The 24916-nt window shown below is 65.7% G+C and carries 18 protein-coding genes; 8 read left to right on the plus strand and 10 right to left on the minus strand.

Annotated features, from left to right (window positions below):
• Position 1 precedes the first annotated feature (1 nt).
• Positions 2-268, minus strand: a complete 267-nt coding sequence (locus KI794_RS04385) for an exodeoxyribonuclease VII small subunit (RefSeq protein ID WP_119283144.1) — start codon at positions 266-268, stop codon at positions 2-4.
• A gap of 86 nt (positions 269-354) precedes the next feature.
• Between KI794_RS04385 and KI794_RS04390 the strand changes: the two genes are divergently transcribed.
• Complete coding sequence (locus KI794_RS04390) at positions 355-1518, plus strand: hypothetical protein (protein ID WP_255809284.1); 1164 nt, start codon at positions 355-357, stop codon at positions 1516-1518.
• Between the two features lie 42 nt (positions 1519-1560).
• Here the strand turns inward: KI794_RS04390 and xseA are convergent, their stop codons facing one another.
• Entirely contained in the window at positions 1561-2778 is a 1218-nt protein-coding gene (gene xseA / locus KI794_RS04395; protein ID WP_255809285.1) for an exodeoxyribonuclease VII large subunit, read from the minus strand.
• Between the two features lie 163 nt (positions 2779-2941).
• Here xseA and KI794_RS04400 point away from each other — a divergent pair, with 163 nt between their 5' ends.
• Positions 2942-3973 (plus strand): 4-hydroxy-3-methylbut-2-enyl diphosphate reductase, encoded by a 1032-nt coding sequence (locus KI794_RS04400; RefSeq protein ID WP_119283415.1) that lies wholly within the window; start codon positions 2942-2944, stop codon positions 3971-3973.
• Positions 3974-4326: 353 nt separating this feature from the next.
• On the opposite strand, the gene KI794_RS04405 is transcribed toward KI794_RS04400, so the two are convergent.
• Positions 4327-4608 (minus strand): pyrophosphorylase, encoded by a 282-nt coding sequence (locus tag KI794_RS04405; RefSeq protein WP_119283141.1) that lies wholly within the window; start codon positions 4606-4608, stop codon positions 4327-4329.
• 248 nt (positions 4609-4856) lie between these two features.
• On the opposite strand from KI794_RS04405, the gene KI794_RS04410 reads away from it, so the two are divergent.
• From KI794_RS04410 to KI794_RS04425, 4 genes are all read left to right on the plus strand, one after another.
• Positions 4857-6851, plus strand: coding sequence for a serine/threonine-protein kinase (locus KI794_RS04410; protein WP_255809286.1), 1995 nt, complete (start codon positions 4857-4859; stop codon positions 6849-6851).
• Between the two features lie 127 nt (positions 6852-6978).
• Positions 6979-9669 (plus strand): hypothetical protein, encoded by a 2691-nt coding sequence (locus tag KI794_RS04415; protein ID WP_255809287.1) that lies wholly within the window; start codon positions 6979-6981, stop codon positions 9667-9669.
• Entirely contained in the window at positions 9666-11099 is a 1434-nt protein-coding gene (locus tag KI794_RS04420; protein WP_255809288.1) for a hypothetical protein, read from the plus strand. Before KI794_RS04415 ends, KI794_RS04420 begins: the two co-directional genes overlap by 4 nt.
• Before the next feature lie 70 nt (positions 11100-11169).
• Complete coding sequence (locus KI794_RS04425; protein WP_255809289.1) at positions 11170-15474, plus strand: FtsK/SpoIIIE domain-containing protein; 4305 nt, start codon at positions 11170-11172, stop codon at positions 15472-15474.
• 7 nt (positions 15475-15481) lie between these two features.
• On the opposite strand, the gene KI794_RS04430 is transcribed toward KI794_RS04425, so the two are convergent.
• The 5 genes from KI794_RS04430 to fbaA form a co-directional block, all read right to left on the minus strand.
• Positions 15482-16165, minus strand: coding sequence for a TetR/AcrR family transcriptional regulator (locus tag KI794_RS04430; protein WP_255809290.1), 684 nt, complete (start codon positions 16163-16165; stop codon positions 15482-15484).
• Between the two features lie 218 nt (positions 16166-16383).
• Positions 16384-17931, minus strand: a complete 1548-nt coding sequence (locus KI794_RS04435) for a pyridoxal phosphate-dependent decarboxylase family protein (protein WP_255809291.1) — start codon at positions 17929-17931, stop codon at positions 16384-16386.
• Complete coding sequence (locus KI794_RS04440; RefSeq protein WP_370647855.1) at positions 17928-19361, minus strand: MFS transporter; 1434 nt, start codon at positions 19359-19361, stop codon at positions 17928-17930. The genes KI794_RS04435 and KI794_RS04440 overlap by 4 nt, the downstream gene beginning before the upstream one ends.
• Before the next feature lie 105 nt (positions 19362-19466).
• Complete coding sequence (locus KI794_RS04445; RefSeq protein ID WP_255809292.1) at positions 19467-20387, minus strand: DUF6264 family protein; 921 nt, start codon at positions 20385-20387, stop codon at positions 19467-19469.
• Positions 20387-21415 carry a class II fructose-bisphosphate aldolase gene (fbaA, locus tag KI794_RS04450; protein ID WP_119283133.1) on the minus strand — a complete coding sequence of 343 codons (1029 nt, stop codon included), beginning with the start codon at positions 21413-21415 and terminating at the stop codon, positions 20387-20389. The genes KI794_RS04445 and fbaA overlap by 1 nt, the downstream gene beginning before the upstream one ends.
• A gap of 139 nt (positions 21416-21554) precedes the next feature.
• On the opposite strand from fbaA, the gene glpX reads away from it, so the two are divergent.
• Positions 21555-22538: a class II fructose-bisphosphatase gene (gene glpX / locus KI794_RS04455; RefSeq protein WP_119283132.1), complete on the plus strand. Its 984-nt coding sequence runs from the start codon at positions 21555-21557 to the stop codon at positions 22536-22538.
• 63 nt (positions 22539-22601) lie between these two features.
• Positions 22602-23072 (plus strand): DUF3995 domain-containing protein, encoded by a 471-nt coding sequence (locus tag KI794_RS04460; protein ID WP_255809293.1) that lies wholly within the window; start codon positions 22602-22604, stop codon positions 23070-23072.
• Here the strand turns inward: KI794_RS04460 and KI794_RS04465 are convergent.
• Together KI794_RS04465 and speB are read right to left on the minus strand one after the other, a co-directional pair.
• Positions 23069-23962, minus strand: coding sequence for a polysaccharide deacetylase family protein (locus tag KI794_RS04465; RefSeq protein ID WP_255809294.1), 894 nt, complete (start codon positions 23960-23962; stop codon positions 23069-23071). The two genes, KI794_RS04460 and KI794_RS04465, sit on opposite strands and share 4 nt — an antisense overlap.
• Positions 23963-23968: 6 nt before the next feature.
• Positions 23969-24913, minus strand: a complete 945-nt coding sequence (gene speB, locus KI794_RS04470; protein ID WP_119283129.1) for an agmatinase — start codon at positions 24911-24913, stop codon at positions 23969-23971.
• Positions 24914-24916 lie beyond the last annotated feature (3 nt).

Here is a 24916-nt window from a genome sequence, read left to right on the forward strand (position 1 = left end):
GTTAGAGTTCTTCGCCGTTCCCGGGCTGCGTCGCGGCGGCTGCGTCGCCGGAGGAAGCGCCGCCCTGGCGCGCGTCCTCGAGTCGTTTGCGGGCGCCGATCAGCCACTCCTCGCAGCGTGTGGCGAGGGCTTCGCCTCGCTCCCACAGCTGAATTGACTCTTCGAGTGTGGCGCCGCCCTGTTCGAGGCGGCTCACCACCTGAATGAGCTCGTCGCGGGCCGCTTCATAGCTCAGCGCAGCGACGTCTGCTTCGATCGGGGCAGTCATAGGTTTCAGTCTAGCCGCTGCGCCTTGGAGACTCGCGATACGTCCGCTGACGTGCCCCGCCGCGCCACTCACGTTAGGCTTTTTCAGTGCTTCGCCTGACATTTTTCATCGGTCTCGGAATCCTCTGTGGTGGCATTGTGTCCGCCCTCGTCGGCCCGCCGGGTGCCGCCTCTTGGGCGTTCCCCGTCGGCTTCATCGCGTCAGTGGTTTCGGGCGTTCTCGTGCTCGTCGGCAAGTCGCTGCGGGGCCTCGCCCTGCCTACGAACGAACAGGTGCAGGCCGCGATTTCAGAGGGCAGGGTCGGGCTTGCTCGCGTCGATGCGCTCACGCAGACCGGAACTCAGATCAACGAGCAGCCGGTGTGCGACATTGATCTGACGGTGCGCCCGGTCTCGGGCGGCGTGTACCGAACGCGTGTGCGGCGGATCGTGCAGCTCACGCAGATTCCCCGCTTCCAGCCCGGGACGAGGCACGTCGTGGCGATCCTCGCCGAGGGCGGGCCAGCCGTGGCGCTGACTGACGAGGACGCGACGGCGGAAATCTGGGCCGACACCGAGTTCCCGCCGGCCGCCGTCGCGGGGGAGCTCCGGATCCCGGCTCCTGGCGCCGCGGGGGTGCCCGGCTCGCGCAGGCCGCTCATCGGCACGGGAAAGAAGTGGCGTCCGATCCGGATCACGGTGTTCGTGCTTGCTGGTCTGCTCGCGGGCGCCGCCGTTGTGTTCCCGTACCGCGCTGGCCTCGCTGAGACCGTCGCTGCGATCCCGGAGGGGAGGTTCCACGCGGACCTCCGCGAGCCGGCAGCCCTCGACCGGGCTCTCTCGGCGCTCGCCGCCGAGATCGGGCACGACCGCGTGACGAGCGTGACTGTCTCTGAAGATCTTGTGAGTGTGAACGCGCCGCTCACTCCAGAGAGTCTCAACGTCGACCGCTGGTACTACCGGAAGGGCTCGGTCACCCACGACGGCCCCGGCGCGCCGCAGCCCGAGACGCTCGGTGAGCAGTTCGCGCTCACCGAGCTCGACGCGGGTGCGATCCTCCGCGAGGTGGAGCGCGCCGCTGGGCAAGTCGGGGTGGACGACCTCGACGGCGTGATGTACAACGCGAGCAGGGGCCTCGCGCAGACCGAGGAGGATCCGTGGAATACGGAGCGCTCCGGCCCAGTCAGCGTCTCGTTCATGATCGACGACGGCTACCGGAGCGCGTCGTACAGGGTGGCAGCTGACGGCAGCGGCCTCGAACGCACCGACTAGCTAGCCTCGAACGTCGTCCACACGCGCTCGCACGGACAGGCCCTAGGCCGCCGGGCCTGAAGACGTAGCGCCGAGCTTGCCGCCCACAACGCTCACCCGGAGCGCCGTACCGTCGGGAGCGTCAGCGGGGTCGCGCAGCACGTCACCCGTCGGCAGCTGCACGATCGCATAGCCACGCTCGAGCGTCGCCTGCGGTGACAGAGCCGTGAGCCTGGCACGGGTCTCGGCGAGGGTGCTCGCGCGATCCACGATTGCCCGGTCAGCGAGTTCTGAGCCGCGGGCAACCCAGCGCACGAGCTCCTCGGCGCGGTCATCGATAATCCTGTCGGGGCTTGCGAGCACGGGGCGCTGCCTGAGCTGCGCGATCCTGTCGGTCTCGTGCGCGAACAGCTGACTGAGCCTGCCCGACATTCGGCTGCGCGCCTGGTCGATGCCGGCGAGCTCCTCACCGACGTCGGGAACGACGCGCTTCGCCGCGTCCGTCGGCGTCGACGCACGGAGATCCGCGACCTCGTCGAGCAGCGGGCGGTCAGCCTCGTGCCCGATGGCGCTCACGACGGGGGTGCTCGCCTCGGCAGCCGCCCGGACGACGGCCTCGTCCGAGAACGGGAGCAGGTTCTGAAAGTCGCCGCCGCCACGCGCGACGATGATGACGTCGACTTCGGGATCGGCGTCCAGTGCCCTAATGCCTGCGGTGACCTCTGTTGCGGCCCTGTCGCCCTGCACCGCCGCGTAGTGGAACTTGAACTGCACACCCGGCCAGCGAAGGGTCGCGTTGCGCACGACGTCTTTCTCTGCGTCGGAGTCGCGTCCGGTGACGAGCCCGATCCTGCCCGGTAGGAACGGCAGGCGCTGCTTGCGGCTTTCATCGAACAGCCCCTCAGACTGCAGCTGCCTCCGCAGCCGCTCGAGTCGCTCGAGCAGCTCGCCGAGACCGACGTGCGACAGGTCAAACACCTGCATGGTGAGCGAGCCGCCCTTGACCCAAAAGTTCGGCTTCACGAGCGCGATCACACGGTCGCCCTGCTTGAACTCGGCGGTGAGGCGCTGCGCGACAGAACGCCAGACGGTGAAGCTCACCGTGGCATCCTGAGTGAGATCGCGGAGCTTGCCGTAGACGTGCCCGCCGCGGACCTGCCACTGCGTGACCTCGCCCTCGACCCAGACCTGACCGAGCCTGTCGATCCAGCCGGCGACCTTCTCGCTCATGAGGGCGACGGGCCACGGGGCTTCGCGGGTTGCGGGTGCGTCTGCTGCCATGACGTCGAGCCTACTCGGGGGCCGCTCCGTGCGGGGCTCGTGCCGCGCTCTGACCTGCACCCAGATCATGCGCTCAGCGTTCCAGCGTAGACTTGTGCGCATGACAGAGCAGGGTTCGGTAGTGAATCAGCGCACCATTGGTGCCCCGGTTGTGAGCCTGGCGATGCCGCGCATGCGTCGCCTCGGCGGCAGGCTGAAAAACGAGCCAGTTGATGGTGACAAGCGGGTGCTGCTCGCCGCCCCGCGCGGCTACTGCGCAGGCGTCGACCGCGCCGTCGTCGCAGTCGAGAAGGCGCTCGACCGCTACGGCGCCCCCGTGTACGTTCGCAAGCAGATCGTGCACAACGTGCACGTCGTGCAGACGCTCGAAAAGATGGGCGCGATCTTCGTCGAGGAGGTTGACGAGGTACCCGAGGGTGCGAACGTCGTGTTCTCGGCTCACGGCGTCTCACCGGCAGTCGTGCAGGAGGCCGCAGACAGGCACCTCCATGCCATCGACGCAACATGCCCGCTCGTGACCAAGGTGCACCGCGAGGCGGTGCGGTTCGCGAAGCAGGACATGGAGATCTTGCTCATCGGCCACACCGGCCACGAAGAAGTCGAGGGCACTGCCGGCGAGGCCCCCGATCACATCACGATTGTGAACTCGCCAGACGACGTCGACGATCTCGTCGTGAAAGACCCGGATCGCCTCGTGTGGCTCTCGCAGACGACGCTCTCGGTCGACGAGACGATGGAAACTGTGCGCAGGCTGCGCGAGCGGTTCCCGAACCTGCAGGATCCGCCGTCAGACGACATTTGCTACGCCACGCAGAACCGCCAGGTCGCGATCAAGAAGATCGCGCCCGAGGCTGACCTCGTGCTCGTCGTTGGTTCGACGAACTCGTCGAACTCGGTGCGCCTCGTAGAGGTCGCGCTCGAGTATGGCGCGAAGGCCGCCTACCTTGTCGACTTCGCCGAAGAGGTCAAGCAGGAGTGGCTCGACGGCGTGAAGACGATCGGTATCTCGAGTGGTGCCTCGGTGCCTGAGGTGCTCGTGCAGGAGCTACTCGATGATCTCGGCGAGGCCGGCTACTCCGATGTCAGTGCGGTCGTGACCGCCGAGGAGGACCTCGTGTTCTCGCTCCCCAAGGAGCTCCGCCAGGACGCCTCGGGTAAGCGCGACGAGCGCGCCCTCGGCGGGCGGGTTCGGTAGCCGCACCCTATCCACTCACTCGCGACTTCGCGAAGTGCCTCGCTGAGACTGTTCGCGCTCTTCGTACCGATGCTCACATTGTGCTTGAACGCCTCGGCAAAGAAGCCGCGAAAATCCTTCTCGGCGCCGCGCGCATACTTAGCGCGTGAGCTTTCTTTCGCCGCGACTGCCTGCGCGAGTGATTTCGCCGCAGACCGCAGCTCTTGAGCTGCCGGGTACGAGTATCCCGTCGGTTCGTTGCCCTGGATTTCGGTCATCCTGGGGTGCTTTCGTTGTTGCTGGGAGGGCGCACTAGGTCAGTGTTGGGGCACTGGTGGCGCCCGGTGGGTCCGCCGGGCGCCACGGTGGGGTGACTACGCGCCGCCACCAGCGGTAAAGATGTCCTGTGAGATCTTGTCGAGCTGGGTGCGGAGCTCTTCGAGCTGCTGCTTTGCCTTGTCGAGAGCGGTCTTCGTCTCAGGCCAGGTTGAGCCCCTGAAGGTTGCCGCGAGCGGGCCGTCCCACGTGTTCGGGTCAGACAGGATGCGGCCCTGGGCATCGAGCTGAGTGATCTGGTCAGTGAAGCCGCCGCCGACAATCGACTGAATCTGACGGATCGCCGTCTTGGCTTCTTCGGTTGAGAGTACGCGTGACATAGGTGACGCCCCTTCTGGGTCAAAGATGAGGGAGCCTGGGATTCCGGGCCCCTGGGGACACGCTACGCGAAATTTGCAGCAAATTAAAACAAACGCTCAATCTTGTGAATGGCGAATTTAAGTACAAAGCCTCGGTTGGAAGCGGTCATTGTGCCCGGATGGTTGTACGCTGAGTCCCGCGGCGCGCCCGCGCTCGGCGAGGCTGCGCCTGTCTTTGGCGAGGGATCCTGTTTGGAGATGAAGAAGAGATGGCAACGTTGAAGCCCGGAGCGGCGCTTGGGGCGTCCTACCGACTTGTCGAGCTTCTGGGCTCCGGAGCAGCCGGCGATGTGTGGCGCGCCGAGAGAATCAGCGGCGGCGAACCCGTGGCGGCGAAGATCCTCAAGCCCGAGCATGCGAGCGACCCCGCCCTCGTCGAGCGATTTATCCGCGAGCGGTCAGTGCTCATCGGGTTGCGGCATCCCAATATCGTTGCGGTTCGCGACCTCGTCGTTGAGGGCGAAATGATCGCGATTGTGATGGACCTCATTCCTGGTGGATCGCTCAGAGAGCTGCTCGACGAGCAGCGCACTCTCAAGCCAGCTGACGCGCTGACGCTCGTCGGGCAGGTGTTTCGTGCGTTGAGCGAGGCGCACAGTCGCGCCGTAACCCATCGCGACATCAAGCCAGACAATGTTCTGCTCGCAGCACCCTGGAGCGGGGCCGCGGAGGACACGGTACGCGTGGCCGACTTCGGAATCGCTGCTGTCGTGAGTGAACGAAACCGCCAGACCACTGGGGTCCTCGGCACCCCGCAGTACATGGCGCCTGAACTTATCAGTCACGGGCGTACGACACCTGCGGCTGACGTGTATTCCGCCGGGGTGATGCTCTACGAGCTGTTGTCGGGACGTACCCCGTTTGCGGGTCCCGGGACTGACTTTACGATCGCGTATCGTCACGTGACGTCCCACCCGCCGCGGCTCGACCTGCCGGCTCCGATAGCTGACTGGGTAGCTCGCCTGCTCTCCAAGGATCCGGGGGAGCGGCCGGTCGCAGCGGACGCTGCGGCCGAGGCTGTGCGCCTCGCCAAGCGATTCGACTCGACCGCTCCGCTCGAGAGGGCCGAGGCGCCCACTGAATTTGAGGAGATCGACCGACCTGCGACGATGCTGCGCAGCGATCTGCTCCAAACGCATGCGGACGACGGTCCGGATCTATACGCGCAGGCACTGAGCGTGGATGCTCCGGAGCTCGGAGACGCTGGGCAGCAGACGACCGTGCGTCCGATGCCGCGGCTCCAAGCCCCGGTGCGAGGGCCGGAGCAGGATCCAGATGATGCTGGGCGGTCTCGTCCGTCGTGGCTGACCCGCAAGAATGTACTTCTCGGGGCTCTGGGCCTCGTCTCCCTTGGGGTGCTTGTGGGTGGCATGATGTGGGTGTTCGGCGGGGACACAAGCGACGCGGTGCCTGCGTCCGAGGAGCCGCTCGAGGCGTCTCAGCAAGACCAGCAGCTACCGACAGGGCTCTCGGTCGCGCGCGTGGCGACCTACGACCCTGTCGAGAGCCGGGTGGCGCTCGAGGTGACCTACTCGGCGCAAAAGGCGCCGCTATCCGGATCGTTCCTCGAAGTCGTTCCGTCGCCTGCCAATGGCGGGGCGTGCCCTCCTGTCGTGTGGGAGGGGGTGGATGCTGCGAAGCATCAAGCGGTGACCGGACTTGATGCCAAGTGTGGGTGGCGTCTCGACGGCGTTGAGGTGCCTGCTGACGGGCGGTTGACAGTCCGCGGGTCACTCCCGCTCGAGGTCGCGGACGAGTCGGAGCTTCGCGAGTGGCTCGAGCTCGTGTCAACCGAGACGCTGGCTTCGCTGCTCGACCCCGAGGCGAGCTCCACGTCCTATCCGGTGCAGCGGTTGGTCGATGTCAACGTTGTCGTGCCTTCCCGGGCGGTGGGGCAGTCGACGCTTCCGGTGACACTCCTTCCGGTCTGGCCTGATGGCCCGGACGAGGTGCATCCGCTTTATCAAAGCCCGGCGACAGGAGAACCATCGCGAATGCTCAAGGAAACCGCCGGGGGAGAAGCGGGTGTGCGGTTCTCTGACAGCTGCTCCGGAGCCGTTGCGGTGTCCAGTGACGGGTTGACGGTAACCACGCTCGCGCCGACCTCTGAGTGCAGGATTCGTGCGGTGGTTGGGAATTTCACGAACTTGGAGAGCGCCCCGCTCAGCATCACGACCCGAGAGCAACTCGCGCACTGTGCATAATTCGTATGTTTGTTTGGTTTTGTGCATAGAATGTGTCGAGTAACAATTCGCATAGTCTGACCAGCGGGCGGGGGAGTTCGGTTGGGCGCTGCCTCGTTGTTCATTTCACCGAAAGAGGAGCTCGTAGATGAACCCGTCCCCGCCGAAAGCTCGCCGCCATGCCCGGGCGGCAACTGTAGCCATCGTTGCTGCGCTGCTGGTTACCTCTGGGTGCTCGGCGTTCAACGAAGGGGAAGAACCCACGACGCGGGTGCTGCAGTCGGTTTCAGTGCAGGTGGGCGGGAACGGCTCGGTTACGGCGGTGGACGGGTCAGCGGTGTTCCTCGGTGAGTCAACCGGCCGCTCCCGCAGTGAGACCGTTGCCTATGAGACTGGTGAGGTTGTCGCTGATCTCCCGGTCCGTGTCTCGACGAGCTATCGGACCGATGAGCGCTCCGGCCAGGATCTCTCTGACCTTGTTGGCTACGACGGCCGCGTCGAAATCAGGATCGAGCTTGAGAACCTGACCGTCGCACCGAAAACGGTGGAATACGACGTGGCGGGCGAGGCCCGTTCGACGCCCGCGCTCGTTGGTACCCCGCTGAGTGTTGCAGCGTCGACGACGCTCGCTGATGTTCCGCCTGAGAACCTGACGTTCGGCACCGGTGAGGGGACGACGAGTGGCGTTGTCGCAGTCACTAACACCGGCGAAACCGTGGTGCAGTGGGCGACGATCCTGGCGCCGCCGCAGACGCGCGCGACGACGGCGTTCACGCTGGTTGCGGATGTCACCGACTTCGCCATCCCTGAGATTGACATCGCTGTGCAGGCAGGGCTACACAGCGACCTCTCGTTCGAAGGGGTTGTATCGTCGGCGTTTGATGGGAGCGCGACGTCAGAGCTCGGCATGCAGCAGCGGGCCATCGGCCTAGTCACTGAGGTCAACAGCGTGTTGAGCCGTGCTGGCGGCACCATTACTGAAGTGCGTAGGGACCTCGGCGACACCTCCAAGACTCTCGGAGTGCGGGCGGCCCAGCGACTCGCGGACAGCACAGAGGCCCTCGGCAGCGAGATGCAGACGCTCGGCAAACAGCTCGGCAGCCTGCAGACTGACCTTGCGAGCACTGTGACAAGCACCCATTCAGGGATGAACTCCCAGCTCTCGAGCATTGTCGCTTCTATGACGGGCCTACTCGGGGACACCCGAGGGACTCCTCCGCGCCTGGTGACCGGTAGCGGCTGCGTAGCCAAGGTCGAGCCCGGGGAAGGAAGCGGAACGCTCTATTCAACGTTTCTGCAACTCGCAGGTCAGCTGGACGGCTACGCGGAAGCGACTGCCGAGTGCAAGGAAGAGATTCTCACTGAGATCGGCACCACGCTTGGACCCGACGCGCCACATAGCGATGTCTGCGCTGTGGAAGTGGAGCCGTCGATGACATGCTCCCTCTTCACCGCGAAAGAACACGTGCTCACATCGCTCGTCGATCTCGTTGATCGGGGAGACAAGCTCGTGAAGCAACTCGATAGCGCCGATCTTGACAATGCGTTGGAGCAGCAGAAGCTTTTGGCCTCCGACCTCGTCGAGCTCGGAACCCTGCTCGCCAAACTCGAAGATGAAACCAACAGTGTTTCGGAGTGGGGCAAGCTGTCGGCGATGGTCGCGCAGGCACAGGCGTCAGCGCAGTCGCTCGAACAGGTGCACGATACCGCTCAGGCTGCGCTGAAGGACTTTGAAAGCACCGACCCTGACGCGCTTTCCGTCCTCCCTGAGCAACTCGCCGACAAGGTGTGTGAATTGGGTCAGGGAGCAGCGGCGATCGACCAGCAGAAGCTGGACGAGTTGCGTGGCGAGTTCGTCGACACGAAGTGCGACGGTGTCACGCCACAAGAAAATGAGCCGGCGAACGGCACGCTAGCGGACAAGCTGGGAGCGCAACGCAGGTCCTGGGAAAGCGTAGAGGCGCGAACCGACCCTGCCGCCCAGTCATCTGCGCTCGCGGAGCTGCAGTCAACGCTTATCGAAATGCAGTCGCGCCTGAACACTCACCATGGTGAGATCGGCGGCGGGGAGTCTGCGGCACAGAAGGTCGTCGCCCAGCTTCGGGCTCTCGAAGCACTCGCGATCACGCACAACGATGCGCTGGGCGTGAGCCTGAGCGCCCTCGACGTGCGGGAAGATGGCCTTGCCTCCGAGGTTACGAGCGCGTTCGGTAGCGCCGCCGCCGATGCCGCCCTGGCTGTCTCGAACGACGTCGACGACCAGGTGCGCATGATCACCGACAGGGTCGGACGTGGAAGCAATGCGATCCGGGCCTCGTACGAGGCGACAGTCGCGGGGCTGCGCGCCACTTCAGAGACGATGCTAAGTGACGCGAAGGCCCAGATCGACGACCAGAAGTCGGCGCTCAACGAGGGGTACGGTGCCTCGGTTGCGTCGCTCGACGAACGCACCGGGCCCGCACTTGAACGGATCGACCGCTCGACGACTGCCTCGACACGAGACGTCGAGGCGGCCTCGAAGATGCTGGCTGACAGCTTGAACAGGGTCATCCTCGATTTGGGCGACCCGGCGGTGCGCGGCTCCGGAATCCTCGGAGCAATGTCTGCGTCAGCTGCCAAGTCGAGCACCGCTGACTTCCAGCTCGCCCTCGCCTCGCAGGAGGCGTCGGGGTTCGCAAACGTTCGCGCCGAAGACATCGCGTCGATCATGCTGCGGCAGGCTCAGTTCGAGGCGGCACTCGAATCGGCGTCCTCGCTCCCCGCCTTCCACCTCGAGATTCCTGGCGGCGCCGTTGCGCAGACAATCTATGGATTCCACATCGGCGGAGGAGACAAGTGAGCGGGGTGTCTGAACCGGAAGCCCAGACAGCGACGAAGCACGAAAGCGCCGGGCGCAGGCGATTCTCCTGGCGGTCGCGCCGCGGGCTAGTGATCGTCGTGGCCGTGGCTGTCGTGCTCGCTGCCGCAGCGGTGGTTGCCTTCGGGCTCATTCGTGGGAGCCAGCAGCCGGCCAGCGACCCGGTAGCTGTGACGGTTCCGGTGCCGATCGGCGGCATCGACGTACCCGCCGGCACCAAGATCGGTGTCATTGTGACGACAGGAACGGGCAACGCAGAGGGTGCAGACTGGTCGCGCGCAGCTGAGGGCGCCGTCGTTGCCCGCGAGCGCCTCGCGCTCGGCGGAAGTGATATTCAGCTCGTCGTCGAGAACGACAAGGGCACGCCCGCCGGTGCTCACGAAGCGGCGACTGCGCTCGTCGAACAAGGCGTTGCGGGTATCGTCTACGCGAGTAGCGGCGAACAGCTTGACGCCGGAATCGCCGTCGCTATCGAGAGCAAAGTCGGCGTTGTGCTGCCGTTTGCGGAGGCACCTGCATCGTCGGTGAACGTCTGGTCGCTCGCTCCGACTGAGTCCGATGTGCAGGAACAGTTCTCACAGACGCTCGAGGCCTACGAACGACCGCTGCACCTGGACGCCGGCCCTGGTTTGCCTGACGGCGTGCGGGTTCCCGATGTCCTCCAACACCGGACCGGATCGGATATCAAGTCGCTGGCAATGCAGGTCGCGGAGATGACTGGGAGTGACCCACTCGCGCATGGGGGATACGCCGGCGGTAGCGACGATGACGAGCAAGACGAGGCCGACGCCGAGACTGTGCCCGAGCAGCGGGTCGACGCAATCGTGCTGAGCGGCCCGGCTGCGCTGCAAGCCAACATCACCCGCGAACTGCAGGCGCGGAACGTGACCGTGCCTATCCTCCTGACCCCAGGGGCGACGAGCCAGCGGTTCGAAGACACGTTGATCGAGAATGGGGCCGCGGTCTCGTCAGCGCTACGCACTTTCGGCTACGACTGGGACGACGCTGTTGCGCTTGGAAACGATGGACGAGGGCGCACGGGTTCAGGCTTTCTCGCCGCGATACGCGTGTTCAGTGCTGACAGCGAGATCCTCAACCTCACCGAGGATTCACCCTTCGCCGAGGTGAGCGGTGCCGCAGATGGGCGAGCCCACGACGCACTGCTTGTGCTTGCGCGAGCGGTCTCCGACGCAGGCAGCACGGACCCCGCCAAGGTCGCGACTGCACTTGCAGGGCTCGCCCTAGTCGCGGGCGACGCAATTACCGGCCCAGAGATGGATTTCGCGAGTTCGCAGGCGGTGGCGGCTCCGACCGTGATGCTGTACGCAACCGGGCAGCAGCTCGGCCTCCGGCCAGAGTCGGGCGCAGACGCTGACGCCCTGGTCTGGTTTGCCGAGCCGGCCGCCAAGTAGAAAACAGGGGTGACGCGGAAAGGTCGTGCCACCCCGCCCGATTTCCCCCGAAGAAAGGGAGCACTCAGCGGTGCGTATTCTGATTGATCTTGACGAAAGACGCGAGGTAGTCGACCTCGTGGCGTGGCAGTCGCAGGCGACGCTCGCGGAGTTTCTCGAGAGCTCGGGCTTCCGTGCGGGCGAGTCAGACACGGTCATGCTCGATGGGCTGGCGGTCGAACCAGACACACCCATGGAAGAGCTAACATTCCTCGAAGGCTCGGTGCTGACACGGGACTCAGGTGCGCCAGTTGGCGTGATCTCGGGCTGGAATGTTGCCGTTGGCGCCGGCCTCGAGACACGCCCCGCGGTGCCCGTCCCAGAGCGGCGCAGGCTCGTTGTCGGGCGCTCGCCGGGGGCCGATGTTGTGCTCCCAACGGAGTCCGCTTCCTGGAACCACTGCACCGTCGAGCTCGAAGGCGACGGGGTCAGGCTTCGCGATTCGGGCTCCACAAACGGAACGTTCGTGGACGGAACGAAAGTTGACGAAGCCGGGGTACTCATCACCTCGGTCCGCACTGTCGTCGTCGGCGGCGCCGCGCTCAACATCCGCCCGTCCCTCGCCGAGCCAATCGCCCCGGCCCCGGGATCGCTCACCAACCTCACGTCGGCCTCGACCGCACCGTTCAACAGGCCGCCGCGGCCTGGGCGGCCACCATCACCCGAGCCGATCGAGCCGCCAGCCCCCAAAGAGGTGCCAGCGGCGAGCAAGTTCAACGTCATCACCGTTGTGGCCCCGCTCATCATGGCGGTCGTCCTCGTCATCGTGCTCGGAGACATGAGATTCGCGATGTTCGCGATGCTCAGCCCGGTCATGGCTGTGGGCATGTACTTCGAGCAGAAGCGCCGGCGCAAGAAGAACCTAGAGAAGGAAGAGGAGCGGTTCACCGAGGCGCTCACCGACTTCGCGGCGCAGGCCACACAGGCGGCGGCGGAGGAGAGCGCGAGGCGCCAAGACACGATCCCCGACCCCGCGGCAGTCATCCGTCGACCAGCGCTCCCTTCGACGCTCATGTGGCAGCGGCGTCCTGGTGCCCACGACTTCCTGAGCCTGCACGTCGGCGTTGGCGATGTGCCATGGAAGCCCGAGCTCGACACCCGTGCCTCGTCGCGACTCGATGAGCGCGTGAAGGTCACGCTCGAAGCCACGCGAATGTCGGCGGCTCCCGTGCTTGCCGACCTGAACGACTCGGGTGTCATCGGCATCGTGGGGGACAGAGAGGGCGCGCTCGCGCTTGCGCGGAGCCTGCTCACTCAGGCGGCGACACACTGCGGGCCGGCCGACCTCACGATTGGTGTGTTCTGCGACGGAGGACGGGAACTCGAATGGGACTGGGCCTCGTGGCTCCCGCACACCAGGCAGGCCGGCGGAGCAGCCGGCGCACGATGGATGTCGAACCAACGTGACACGAGCACGTCGATGCTGCGCGCGTTGCAGGACAACATCGAGGGGCTGCCGACAGCAACAATGCTCACGGTGATCGACTCCGAGGTGCTGACAGAAGGGCGCGAGTCACCTGCACGCGACATGCTTGGGTACGGGCGAAGGACGCCCGGACGCGTCGAACGGGTGGGGGAGCGCACCCGACGGGTGAGCGGGATCGTCATCGCGGCGACGGCCGATAAACTCCCCGCCGCCTGCACCGTCGTTGTGGACGTCGCAGCAGACGCGGCAGCGACCGTGTACCACCCGGAGGAGCTCACCCAAGTCGACGACGTCATTCTTGCGGGGCTCAGCGAGGCGCAGGCCGCTGAGACGGCACGCAACCTCGCGCGGTTTGAAGACCCCGAGCTCATTGTGCCCGGGGCGTCGTTGCCCCCGCTCGTTCGGCTTCCAGACCTCCTCGACGTCGAGACGATGAACGCCGATGCCGTGCGCGAACTGTGGGCGACCTCGCCAGGTCTCTCGACCCCAATTGGGCTCGGCGAAAACGGGCCGCTGAGTCTCGATATCGTGAAAGACGGCCCGCACGGCCTCGTGGGGGGTACCACGGGATCGGGCAAGTCCGAGTTTCTGCGCTCCTTCGTCGCCGGGCTCGCCGCCCGAAACGATCCGACCGAGCTGAACTTTATCCTCATCGACTTCAAGGGAGGTGCCGCGTTCAAGGCGTGTGAGCGGCTGCCGCACACGATCGGCACGATCAGCAACCTCGACGAGCAACTCGCTGACCGGGCGCTGCGGGCGCTCGAGGCCGAGATGGAGCGTCGCCAACGTCTCTTCGCTGAGGCAGGCGAAGACGTTGACAACCTCCCCGCGTACCTCGCAACGAACCCAGCGGAGCCGCTGCCCCGACTCCTGCTCGTCATCGACGAGTTCGCGATGCTCGCGAAAGACTTCCCCGACGTGCTGGCCTCCCTCGTGAGTGTTGGCGCCGTCGGGCGTACGCTCGGAGTACACATGATCCTCGCGACGCAGCGACCAGCGGGGGTCGTGAACGACGACATTCTTGCGAACACGAACCTGCGCGTTGCGCTAAGGGTACAGAGCCGCGAAGACTCTACGAACGTGATCGGTGTGCCATCGGCGGCGAGCATTGGTCGCGCGCAGATGGGCCGCGCCTACGTGAAACTCGGGCAGGACGACATCTCGCCAGTTCAGACAGCCCTCGTCACAGGCCGCGCCCAGGAGGCGATCCCGGAGCGGGTACAACTGCGAGACGTCGGCCTCTTCGGGGCTATCACGCCGCGGACGACGCCACCCCCGTCGAAGCCGAGCGATGCGAACGATCTCGACAACCTCATCGACGCCGTCGTCGCAGCCAACGAGCAGGCTGGGTTCGCGCCACCGCGCCAGGTCTGGCCTGAGGCACTCGGCGAGCGCGTCTCGCTTGCTGGGTACGCGATCGCTGCGTCCGAGGCCCCGACCGACCCGATGGCGCGCCCCGTCCCAGACGTGGGCGGCGTCGCGTCCGACACCGTTGTTGTCGCTCTCGCCGACGAGCCCGACAAGCAACGTCAGAGCGCGCAGGGCTGGAACATGGCCGAGGGCAATCTCCTGCTCATGGGGATTCCGGGAAGCGGCACCACCACGACGCTTGCGAGCATCGCGCTCTCGCTCGCCGGCTCTCTTGACCCCACAGACCTCGATATTGTGACGCTGGACGTGGGATCGCGTGGCCTCTCCGCAATCGGCGAGCTCCCGCACTCGGTGGCGTACGTCGGCGCTGGCACGGGGGCGAGGGAGCGCCAGGTGCGTTTCCTCAGATTCTTGAAAACTGAATTCGACCGACGCCGAGAATCGCATGTCGCCGAGCGAAGGGCTGTAGTACTCATCGACGGTCTCGCGGCGCTCCGCGACGAGTTTCAAGACTACGAAGGCCAGGAACTGCTCGACGACTTCTACAGGGTCTATGCCGACGGTCCGGCAGTTGGCATGCACTTCGCTGTCTCGACGACGCGCTCGAAGAACGTGCCCTCGGCTATTGACGAGGTCACGACTCAGCGCTGGATCTATCGCCTCGCCGACACCTACGACTACTCGGCGCTGGGAGTGAAGGGTAAGACTGTCCCAGCCCCTGTCCCCGGGAGGTGTGTTGACGCGGAGACTCTGCTACAAATGCACATCGCGACACCCGATCACGGGCTCGAGCAGGCCGTCGTTGAGGCGGCGAACCAGTGGCACGGGGCACACCACAAGACTGACGTCATTGGGGAACTCCCCAGTCATGTCTCGGCGCAGACGATTGCTCGTCAGATGCGGTTCGGCGGGGAACCGATCCTGATTCCCGTCGGAATTCGTGAGGATACCCTCGAGCCCGCCGTGCTCGAACTGTACGAGGGCGAACACGCAGTCATTAGCGGGCCGGCGCGATCTGGGAAGTCGACGCTGCTGCTCGCAATCGCCGAGACGGCACTCGCGCTACCGGAGGAAGAGCGGCCGGCCGTGTGGGGCATTTTCGACAGGAGGTCGCCGCTTGGGGCTCCCGGTCTCGCGCGCTCGGCAGAGAACCCGGAGGAGATCCCAGCACTGCTTGCCGCACTGAAACTCGAGCGCGGCTCCGTCGTGCTCCTCATCGACGACGCCGAACGGATAGCGGACGAAGACAACGGCCTTGCGACGCTCATCGCCGCGCCGCCTTCGGGACTCACGATCGTGGCTGCGGGGCGAGCCACCGACTTGCGCGGCATGTATGGGCACTGGACGAAGCCGCTCCACAAGTCACGCTGCGGCGTCGCCCTCCAGCCAGATACCGACTACGACGGTGACCTCTTTGGAGTGAAGTTCCCGCGCACGGCGCCAGTGGCCATGATCCCTGGCCGCGGGTACGCCGCTTCCGGCGGCGAGTTCGCCCTTATCCACGCTGCCTCGCCAGGCAACGCGGGCAATCCGAGCTAGGCGTGGGCTAGTCGTCGGTGTCCGAGATAGCGGCGACTGAGTAGCGAAGGGCTGTGACGACGCGATCCTTGTGCTGCGGAGCGAGGTGCTCTCGGAGCGCGCCAGCGAGTACCGCCTCCATCCGCTCGAGCAGCGATTCGTGCGCGCCGATCGTCTCGGCGAAGGTGTAGGTGCCGACGAATCCCGAAACGATTGCCCACGCGATCTCGTCTGCGTTCGCGTCCTCGCTGAGCTCCCCGGCGGTGCGGGCATCAGCGAGGACCTCGGTCACCGACCTCAGCCACTGCTCGGCGAAGCTTGTGTTCGGGGTGGGAAGGGTGCCTGGCTCAAACGTCATCCTGAAGCCGGCGCGAACGATTCGATCCTTGTGCAGGCGCTGCATCTGGCGCAGCGTCATCGAGATGAGGAGCCCGAGCGGCGAGTCCTCGGGGGCGCGCTCTGGGACGGCTGACCAGCGCGCCTGGAACTCCGCGAGCACCTCCTGCGCGATCGCTTCTTTCGAGTCGAAGTAGTGATACATGCCGCCGGGGGTGACCTTTGCGGCGCGCGAGATCGCAGAGATCACGGCGCTCCGGTACCCGACCTCGTTGAAGACCGTCGCGGCGCCTTCGAGCACGGCGGCCTTGGTTGCGCGGGCCTTGTCCTGGTGCCACTGAGTGGATCGCCCGCTTGTGTGGCTCTTCTCCGCCAAAGTGTTTCCCCTCGATGAATACTGACATGCCCTTGTAGATTTCACCGGCTCAGGGATCCCCCCACTGAGCTCTGGTTCAATTCCTACAGTTTTGCAGGCCGGTGCCCGAAGCATGCATAAGCTTTATACGTAAAACTGCTTGTAAGTATCCTAGCTCGTAAGACCGTGTCAGGGCTGAGGCCGACCGCAGGAGCTACGCCTGGCCCCGGTTGCGCGCGTTAGGGCTCGCTGACCCGTGCGAGCAGCTCAATCAGGATCGCTTCTGCCACGGGAGCGGGGAGCTTCTCAGCGAGCGCCATGAGCGGGGCGAGTTTGCCGGGGAGCGAGGATCCCTTCCCGCCAGGTTTGGTGCCGGCGCCGGCAACCTTCAGGATCCGCCACGCCATGTCGGGAGACGGGACGCGGTAGTCGCCGCCTTCGCGTTTCGGCGCGTAGCCGAGGGCCTGCATGCCAAGCAGTTCGAGACGCGGGTTGGCCTGGCGTCGCCCGCGCACCGCGTCAGCGGAGGCGCGCAGCGCCGGAACGAGCTCGGGGAGCGTGCGCTCGGTGACCGGTGTAATCGTGAGGTGCGCGGTGTGCGGCAGCCGGACGCCGTTTCGTTGGGTGAAGCCCGGCTGATGCTGAATGCGAAAGCCACGTGTGGCAAGCTCATCGGCGAGGTGGTGCGGGTCGACTCGTTCGTCTCCAGGGACAGTGGTGTCGGTAACGAGTGCGATCGACGGGCCTGACGGCGCACCCCACACGTTCAGCCCACGAATGATCGACGCCTCGCGCACGATGGTCTCGGCCGAGCGCACGCACGATGCGGTGAGCGCCGCGTAGCCGTCTGAGCCAAGCCGCTTCGTGATCGCCCAGGCCGCCGCGAGCGGCGAGGCAGGTTTTGATCCCAGTAGCGTCGGGTTCACGACTGGGTAGCCGGGCCAGCTCGTCGTCGCGAAGAACTGCGCGCGGTGCCTGCTGCGCCCGCGGTGCAGGAGCACGGAAACGCCCTTTGGAGCGTACCCAAACTTGTGCAGGTCGGCCGAGATGCTCGTGACGCCAGGCACGCGAAAGTCCCAATCTGGCAGGCCAGGCCACCAGGGCAGGGCGAGCCCACCAAAGCACGCATCGACGTGACATGACAGACCAAACTCTTTCGCGATGCGTGCCACTTCTGCGACAGGATCGAGCGCGCCGTTCGGGTAGGCAGGCGCCGACACGACGACGAGCGCGACGTCGGCACCGAGCTTCTTCTCGAAACCCTCGACCCGAACCGTGCCGTCTGGCTCGCACGGAACCGGATCCCAGTCGAGGTCGAACATGCGCGCGGCCTTTTGGAACGCGGCGTGCACTGTCGACGCCGTGACGAGCCTGGGCATCTTCCCGGCTCGTGCGAGCTTCTCAGCGAGTTCGGGGTGCTCGGCCCGCCAGAGATCGCGTGCAGTTTTCACCGCGAGCAGGCAGCTCTCGGTGCCGCCGCTCGTGACGCTTCCCACGATGCTTCCGGTGCCGAAGCAGGAAGTGCCTCCTCCGAGTGCGCGGCGCATGAACGTAATGAGTTCGCGCTCCATAACAGCGATTGAGGGAAACGTCGTCGGATCGAGTGCGTTCAGCGGGCGGGTGAGCTCGGCGGCGTCGCGCGCGAGCTCGTCGAGTTCGCCGAGCCCTGAATCGTAAACGTATGAGAGCACGCGGCCACCCTGCGTCGGCGCGTCTCCAGCGCGAAGCTCGGTGAGCTCGGCGAGGATATCGGCCGCGGATGGGCCTGCGAATGGGCTCGAGGTCACTGCGTGGTCACCCCAGCGTGCTCGACGTCGCGTTCGCTGAGCTTGTACCCCCGCAGCGTCGCGAGGCTCGCGAGCATGAGGAGCGCGGGGAAGAGGCTGAAGGCGAGCGCGATGCCCGAGATCGCCGTGGCGGGCTGTGTGACTGTCACCGATGCGACAGACTCGACGTAGCCAGTCGCCGCGAGTACGAGGGCCAGCGTCGTCGAACCGAGCGCCATGCCCGCCGTTTCGCCTGCGGTCCAGACACCGCCGAAGACCCCGGCGCGACCCTCGGGATCGCCAGACGTTGCCGCGTCATGACTCATCACGTCGGGGAGCATCGCCATTGGCATTGTTTGCATACCTGCGTACGCGGCGCCTGCGATGCCGACGGGGGCGAGAATCCACATACCTGGCCAGAGCAGCATGCCAATGAGCGCGATCGTCGCGACGAGGAACAGCAGGCTCGCGATCCGGAAGGTTCGTACCTTGCCGACGCGGTCTGCAATCCACCGCCAGACTGGCGCGAAGAGGAGCGCCGGGGCGATGAGGGATGCGAAGAGGATCGTCACCGCCCCCTGATCGTGAAGCACCCACGTTGCGACGTATTGGGCGCCGGCAAGCATGAGGCCAGTGGCGAGACCTTGGAGCATGAACGTTGCGAGGAGCGCGCGGAAGGGGGCACTGTCGCGGAGGGCGCGAAGGCCCTCGCGGTAGTGAGTCGCAGAGAATGCCTTGTGGCCGGCTGTCGCGGAGACAATCGGGCTGCCCTGGGGCGCGACTGTCGAAGCAACCCAGAGGCTCAGGCCGAGAAGCACCGCGGCCGCGACGGCCATGAGGAGGTAGCCGAGGAGCTGGTTGTCTGGGAACAGATCGCGAATTTCGGGGCCGCCCGCGCCGAACAACAGGATCGCGATCGTCAGTACGACAACCCGCCAGGTGAGCAGTCGAGTGCGCTCTTTGTAGCCGCCCGTGAGCTCTGCCGGGAGCGCAATGTATGGGATCTGGAACATGCTGAAGAACGTCGCGGCCGCGACGAATGCGATCAGCACCCACGTCGCTGATACTGCTGGGCCGAGCCCTGGTGGCACCGCGAACATGAGCACGAACGTCACTGGTAGGCCGACGGCGCCAATGAGCATGGGGCCGCGGCGGGAGCCAGTGCGTGCGAGCGTGCGGTCGCTGAGCCCGCCGATGATCGGGTCGATGACGACATCCCAGATCTTCGCGAGCGTGACAATGAGGCCGGCTGCGAGCGCGGTGACGCCGAGCGAGTCAGTGAGATAGTAGACGAGCACGAGGCCGGGGAGGGTGGCGAAGCCTCCCGTCGCGAGCGAGCCCGCAGCGTAGCGGGTGACTGTGCGCGCCGGCAGCTTGGCAGCAGCGGGTGTGGTTCCGGTCGCGGGCATCCCGGGCATCGGAACAGACTCAGAACTCGACGGTGAACTCATGTGAATAGCGTAGCCGAACGCCGGGTGCTGGCAGGCCGCGCCGCGGTCAGAAACGCCGCGCGCCGCCCGCCAAAACGGCGAGCGGCGCGCGGCACACACGGAGCGTTAGCTGGCTGGGAAGCCCTGCAAATACTCAAGCAGCTGCGCAGACGCCTGCGGGTCTCGCATAACCTCCATGAGCTCAGGAGTCTGCATCATCGCTGTCCCCACGACTGCCACAACGACAATGAACGCGAGAACTCCAGCTGCGAGTGGCGCCCAGAACGTGAGCTTCCCGGCCCGGAGCCTGCGAATCGAGAACACAAGCACGAGGCCGTACAGCACGAGCAGCCCGAGACCGATGGCCTTCCCTGTGACGTCGAGCCATGCTGGCGGGGTCAAGCTTGTGATGCCAGGGGCGTCCTCCATGAGGGAGAACATCGTCTTCATGCCCATCATCGCGAAGGCAGACTGCAGCGCGCCGAAACCGCCGAAGACGAGCAGCAGGATCGTCACGATCCTGTCGCCCATGTTCGCTGGCTTCTGGTAGCCGGGCGCGCCCTGCGGCGCAGCCTGGAATCGAGGTGCCTGCGGCGTCTGCTGCGGCGCCTGCTGTGGGGTCTGGCCCTGTGCGGGGGCACGGTAGGGGGCGCCGGAGTCTCCCTGAGTCGCGGACTTCCGTGATGGTCGCGCGATGCCTGCGCCAAGGTTATGGGGTACACCCTGCACAGTCGCAGGCGTCGGCGACGCGGCACCTGGGCCTGCCTGCACTGGAGACGACGGCTTCGAGGCATCGGGGGCGCTGTCGGCGCCCTCCGGCTTCCACTCCCAACCCTCGGGGGCGTACTCGCCGAACTCGGGCTGCGGGCGGGTGTCACGAGGCTGCTGGGTCATAGGCGCTGCGGGCTCGGCGGGTGCGGCCTGCTCCGCGGCAGGCGTCGTGCCTGCTGCGGCTGGCTCCGCAACCGATCCTTCGCCAGCGTCAGCGGCCAGAGGGCGCTGACCCGCTGGATCTGATGCGCCGGGTTCGCCGGGAGTCCCCGTCACTATGCGCTCACCGACTTCCCTGCGGAACCGAGCTGCTCAGCGGCAAGCGCGATGCGCGCGGCCATCCCGTTCTCGCCGACCTTGCCCCAGGCACGCGGGTCGTACGTCTTCTTGTTGCCGACCTCGCCGTCGATCTTCAGCAGACCGTCGTAGTTCTTGAGCATGTAGTCCACGATCGGGCGGGTGAATGCGTACTGGGTGTCGGTGTCGATATTCATCTTGATGACGCCATTGCGCACTGCCTCGGCGATCTCCTCAGCCGACGAGCCCGATCCGCCATGGAAGACGAGGTCGAGCGGGTTCTTGCCGGTGCCGTACTTCGCCTGCAGTCCGTCCTGGATCTCGGCGAGGAGTTCGGGCCGCAGCGTCACTCCACCAGGCTTGTACACGCCGTGCACGTTGCCGAAAGTGAGTGCCGTGAGGTAGCGGCCACGCTCGCCGAGGCCGAGCGCCTCGACAGTTGCAATGCCGTCTTCGAGGGTGCTGTACAGGCTGTCGTTGATCTCATGGCTGATGCCGTCTTCCTCGCCACCAACGATGCCGATCTCGACCTCAAGGATCACATTGATTGCGGCGAGTCGGGGAAGCAGTTCTTTCGCGATGTCGAGGTTCTCAGCGAGCGGCACCGCCGAGCCGTCCCACATGTGCGACTGGAAGTAGGGCAGACCGCCCTCCTTCACACGCTCCTCGCTCGCGGCAACGAGCGGTAGCACGAAACTCTCGAGGTGCTGCTTGGGGCAGTGGTCGGTGTGGAGCGCGACCGTGACGTCGTATGCCTTCGCAACTTCTTCCGCGTACTTCGCGAACGCGATCGCGCCACCGGCGCGGTTCTGCACCGTGTGACCAGCGAGGTAGTCGGCGCCGCCGAAGCTCACCTGCAGGATGCCGTCGGAACCTGCCTCCGCAAAGCCCTGAATAGCGGAATTGATGGTCTGGGAGCTCGACACGTTGACCGCGGGGAAGGCGAATCCGCCTGCCTTCGCGGCGTCAAGCATCGCGGCGTACTGTTCCGGAGTTGCGACGGGCATAGGTGCTCCTTGGGCTTCTGGAGGTTGCGCGCTTTCAGCGCGTCAACACACGATGAGTCTTGGCGGCGCGGAAGCCGTGTCACGAAGAACGCCACCGGGCCGCACTGCATGCTCCAGTCTACGCGGTAGTCTTATGTGTATGACTGATCCTCTTTCGCTTGACGAATGGCAGCCCGACCGGAACCTCGCGATGGAGCTTGTCCGCGCGACAGAAGCCGCAGCGATGCGCTCGACCCCGTGGATCGGTCGCGGTGACAAGAACGCGGCCGACGGCGCGGCGGTCGACGCGATGCGCCGCTTCCTCGCGACAGTCAACATGAACGGCACCGTCGTCATCGGCGAGGGCGAGAAAGACGACGCCCCGTGGCTGTACAACGGCGAGCGCGTCGGTAACGGGCACGGCGCGGAGTGCGACGTCGCGGTCGACCCGATCGACGGCACCCGCCTCACCGCTGAGGGGCGCCCAGGCGCGCTCTCGGTGATCGCAGTCGCCGACCGTGGCAGCATGTACGACCCGTCTGCAGTCTTCTACATGGACAAGCTCGTCGCCGGGCCCGAGGGCGTCGGCGTTGTCGACATTCGCAAGCCCATCGGTGAGAACATCCGAGCACTCGCAAAGGTGAAGGGCGTCGACGTCTCTGATATCCGCGTCGCGGTTCTCGACCGCCCGCGTCACGATCAGCTCATCACCGACATTCGCGAGGCAGGCGCCGGCACCCGACTCATCATGGACGGCGATGTCGCGGGAGGCGTGAACGCTGCCCGCTGGGATTCGAGCATCGATCTCTGCGTCGGCATCGGCGGCACACCTGAGGGCATCATCACGGCGTGTGCAGTGAAGGCGCTCGGCGGTGTGATCCAGGGTCGCCTCTGGCCGAAGGACGACGACGAGCGCCAGAAGGCAATCGACGCTGGCCACGACCTCGACCGTGTCCTCGAGGCGAACGACCTCGTCGCGAGCGACAACTGCTACTTCGTCGCCACTGGCATCACCGACGCCGAGTTCGTCGAGGGCGTGCAGCGTCGTGGTCCGTTCGTGCGCGCGGAGAGCATTGTGATGCGGTCGCACTCGGGCACGATCCGCCACATCATCAGCGACATGGATCCGAACCGCTGGGAGTAGTCCCGGTCAGACGGCCCGGTGCGCGGTTGGTGGCAACGTAGTTCACACAGCGAGGAGTTCGACATGAGTTTCATTACACGGACGGCACGCCTCGTGGCGTGGACGGGTCTCACCGCGGCCGGGGCGATTCACGCAGTGTGGGCGTCTGGCTCGTCGTGGCCAGAGCGCAACCACAAACGCCTCAGTGAGGCTGTTGTTGGCAATGGCAAGCAGCTGCCAGACGCGCAGGCGACGATGGTTGTCTCCGGCCTCGCGTTCGCGGGTGGTGCAGTTGCCGCAGGCGGGCTGGGCGAGGGCAAGTTCATTGTCGGAGTGCGGCGGATCGCCGGACTCGCACTCATTGCGCGCGCCGCGTTCGGCGGGGCCGCTGCGCTGAATGTGCTCGGGCTCGACGAACCAGGAAAACGATTCGAAGAGCTCGACCGGCGCTACTACCGGCCGGCCTTCGGTATCCTCGGTGCCGCGATGCTGCTTGGCGCGAAGGACTCGAAGAAGCGCGCAGCGAAGCTGACGCTCAAGCGCGAGGGACGCTAGCTCCGTTCGCTCTGAGCTTTCCCGTCGAGAGACGCGATCGGGGCGGTTCCCTGCACGGGGAGGCCGAGCGATGCGGTGTGCGCCGCGATCTCCCTGAGCGGGGCGAGCCACACGTCGTCGAGTGACGTGACCTCGGCGACGAGCGAGTCGAGTGCTGCCGCGCGTCCCGGCCTGCCGCTGAGGAACGGATGGTTCGTCAGCACCCAGCACCCGCCGAAACGTCGCATCCCGTGGAGCTCACTTCGCCACAGCTCGACCGCGTGCGCCGGTGTCTGGATCGGCCCAAGCTCAGTGACGCTCGGCAGGAAGCAGTACTGCTCCCAGTCGTCAAGTGCCCACTGAATTGGGATCTCGATGAGTGGCGCTCCGTCGGGCGAGTGCTCAGCAGTGCTCGCGAGCGGGTACGGTAGGTCAGCATCCATCAGACTTGATTCGTACAGAAACCCGTGCTTCGCGAGCAGCCCTGGCATATCCCACGACAGATCCCACATGGGCGCGCGATATCCGACCGGCCGCTCGCCCGTAAGACGCTCCAGCGTCTCGCTCCCGCGCGTAATCTCCTGCTCGCGCTCGAGCGGGGTGAGCGTCGTCGGAGTCACGTGGTTGTAGCCGTGGTGTGCGAGTTCGTGACCCGCCGCCGCGATGTCCCGAACGACCCCCGGGTAGCGCTCTGCCGTGAATCCGGGGACGAAGAACGTCGACTGCACGCCGTGGATGTCGAGAATGTCGAGGATGCGCCTGACGCCCACGAGCGGGCCGTAGGCCTGGTGCGTCATCGTGCTCATGCTCGCCGCAGTGGCGGGCGCCGCGCCGAGCGCTGCAGACTCACCGTCGACGTCAAAACTAAACGACGCAGCGCACGCTGCCCCTCCAGGCCACTCGAACTTCACGCTCGCCTACTTTCTCGCCATGATCGATACGAGATCATACGCGCAGTGTGCCGCCGCAACCGCAGTAATGCTTGCGTGGTCAAACGGTGGAGCGACCTCCACGACATCGGCGCCGACGAGGTGCTTGTCCTTTAGCCCTCGGAGCAGCTCGAGCAGCTCCCGGCTCGTCAAGCCACCTGCCTCCGGCGTGCCTGTTCCCGGTGCGTGAGCGGGATCGAGCACGTCGATGTCGATGGAGATGTAGAGCGGCGCATCGCCGACCCTGTCGCTGATCCGCTTGATGATGTCGGTGAATGGGGTCGTGTGGAACTCGCGCGCATGCACGATCGTGAACCCAAGCTCAGCGTCGTCGGTCAGGTCATCGGCGCTGTACAGGGAACCCCTGATCCCAACGTGCGCCGAGTGCTCCTTGAGCAGGAGGCCTTCTTCGATAGCGACGCGGAACGGCGTGCCGTGCGTGACCGGGGTATCAAAGTAGGGCCCCCACGTGTCGAGGTGGGCGTCGAAGTGTACGAGCGCGACTGGTCCGTGCACTTTGGCAAGCGCTCGGAGCGAGGCGAGCGCAATTGTGTGGTCGCCGCCAAGCACGACGACACGCTTGTCTTCCGCGATGAGCGAGGAGATGCCGGCTTCGATCTCGGTGAGCGCAGTGGTGATGTCGAACGGATTGCAGTCGAGGTCACCAGCGTCGACGACCTGCACCGAATCAAACGGTGCGGTTTCGAGCGCTGGGTTGTATGGCCGGAGAAGCCGTGACGCCTCGCGGATCGCCCCGGGCCCGAAGCGTGCACCCGGCCTGAACGTCACACCGGCGTCGAATGGTACCCCGACGATCGCGATGTCGTGCGTGGGTGCGTCGGTGATCCTCGGCAGTCGCGCAAACGTTGTGAAGCCAGCGTAGCGGGGGGAGAGTTGACCGTCGATTGGTGGAATTGGGGTATTTGTTGTCACTGA

This window comes from Leucobacter aridicollis (assembly GCF_024399335.1).
GTDB classification, from domain to species: Bacteria; Actinomycetota; Actinomycetes; order Actinomycetales; family Microbacteriaceae; genus Leucobacter; species Leucobacter aridicollis_A.

Excerpts from the sequence above, each read along its gene's own strand:
- KI794_RS04400 (WP_119283415.1), top strand. The coding sequence starts at position 2,942 with ATGCCGCGCATGCGTCGCCTCGGCGGCAGGCTGAAAAACGAGCCAGTT.
- KI794_RS04460 (WP_255809293.1), top strand. The coding sequence starts at position 22,602 with ATGAGTTTCATTACACGGACGGCACGCCTCGTGGCGTGGACGGGTCTC.
- KI794_RS04440 (WP_370647855.1), bottom strand. The coding sequence starts at position 19,361 with ATGAGTTCACCGTCGAGTTCTGAGTCTGTTCCGATGCCCGGGATGCCC.
- KI794_RS04410 (WP_255809286.1), top strand. The coding sequence starts at position 4,857 with ATGGCAACGTTGAAGCCCGGAGCGGCGCTTGGGGCGTCCTACCGACTT.
- glpX (WP_119283132.1), top strand. The coding sequence starts at position 21,555 with ATGACTGATCCTCTTTCGCTTGACGAATGGCAGCCCGACCGGAACCTC.
- KI794_RS04415 (WP_255809287.1), top strand. The coding sequence starts at position 6,979 with ATGAACCCGTCCCCGCCGAAAGCTCGCCGCCATGCCCGGGCGGCAACT.
- xseA (WP_255809285.1), bottom strand. The coding sequence starts at position 2,778 with ATGGCAGCAGACGCACCCGCAACCCGCGAAGCCCCGTGGCCCGTCGCC.
- fbaA (WP_119283133.1), bottom strand. The coding sequence starts at position 21,415 with ATGCCCGTCGCAACTCCGGAACAGTACGCCGCGATGCTTGACGCCGCG.
- KI794_RS04405 (WP_119283141.1), bottom strand. The coding sequence starts at position 4,608 with ATGTCACGCGTACTCTCAACCGAAGAAGCCAAGACGGCGATCCGTCAG.
- KI794_RS04385 (WP_119283144.1), bottom strand. The coding sequence starts at position 268 with ATGACTGCCCCGATCGAAGCAGACGTCGCTGCGCTGAGCTATGAAGCG.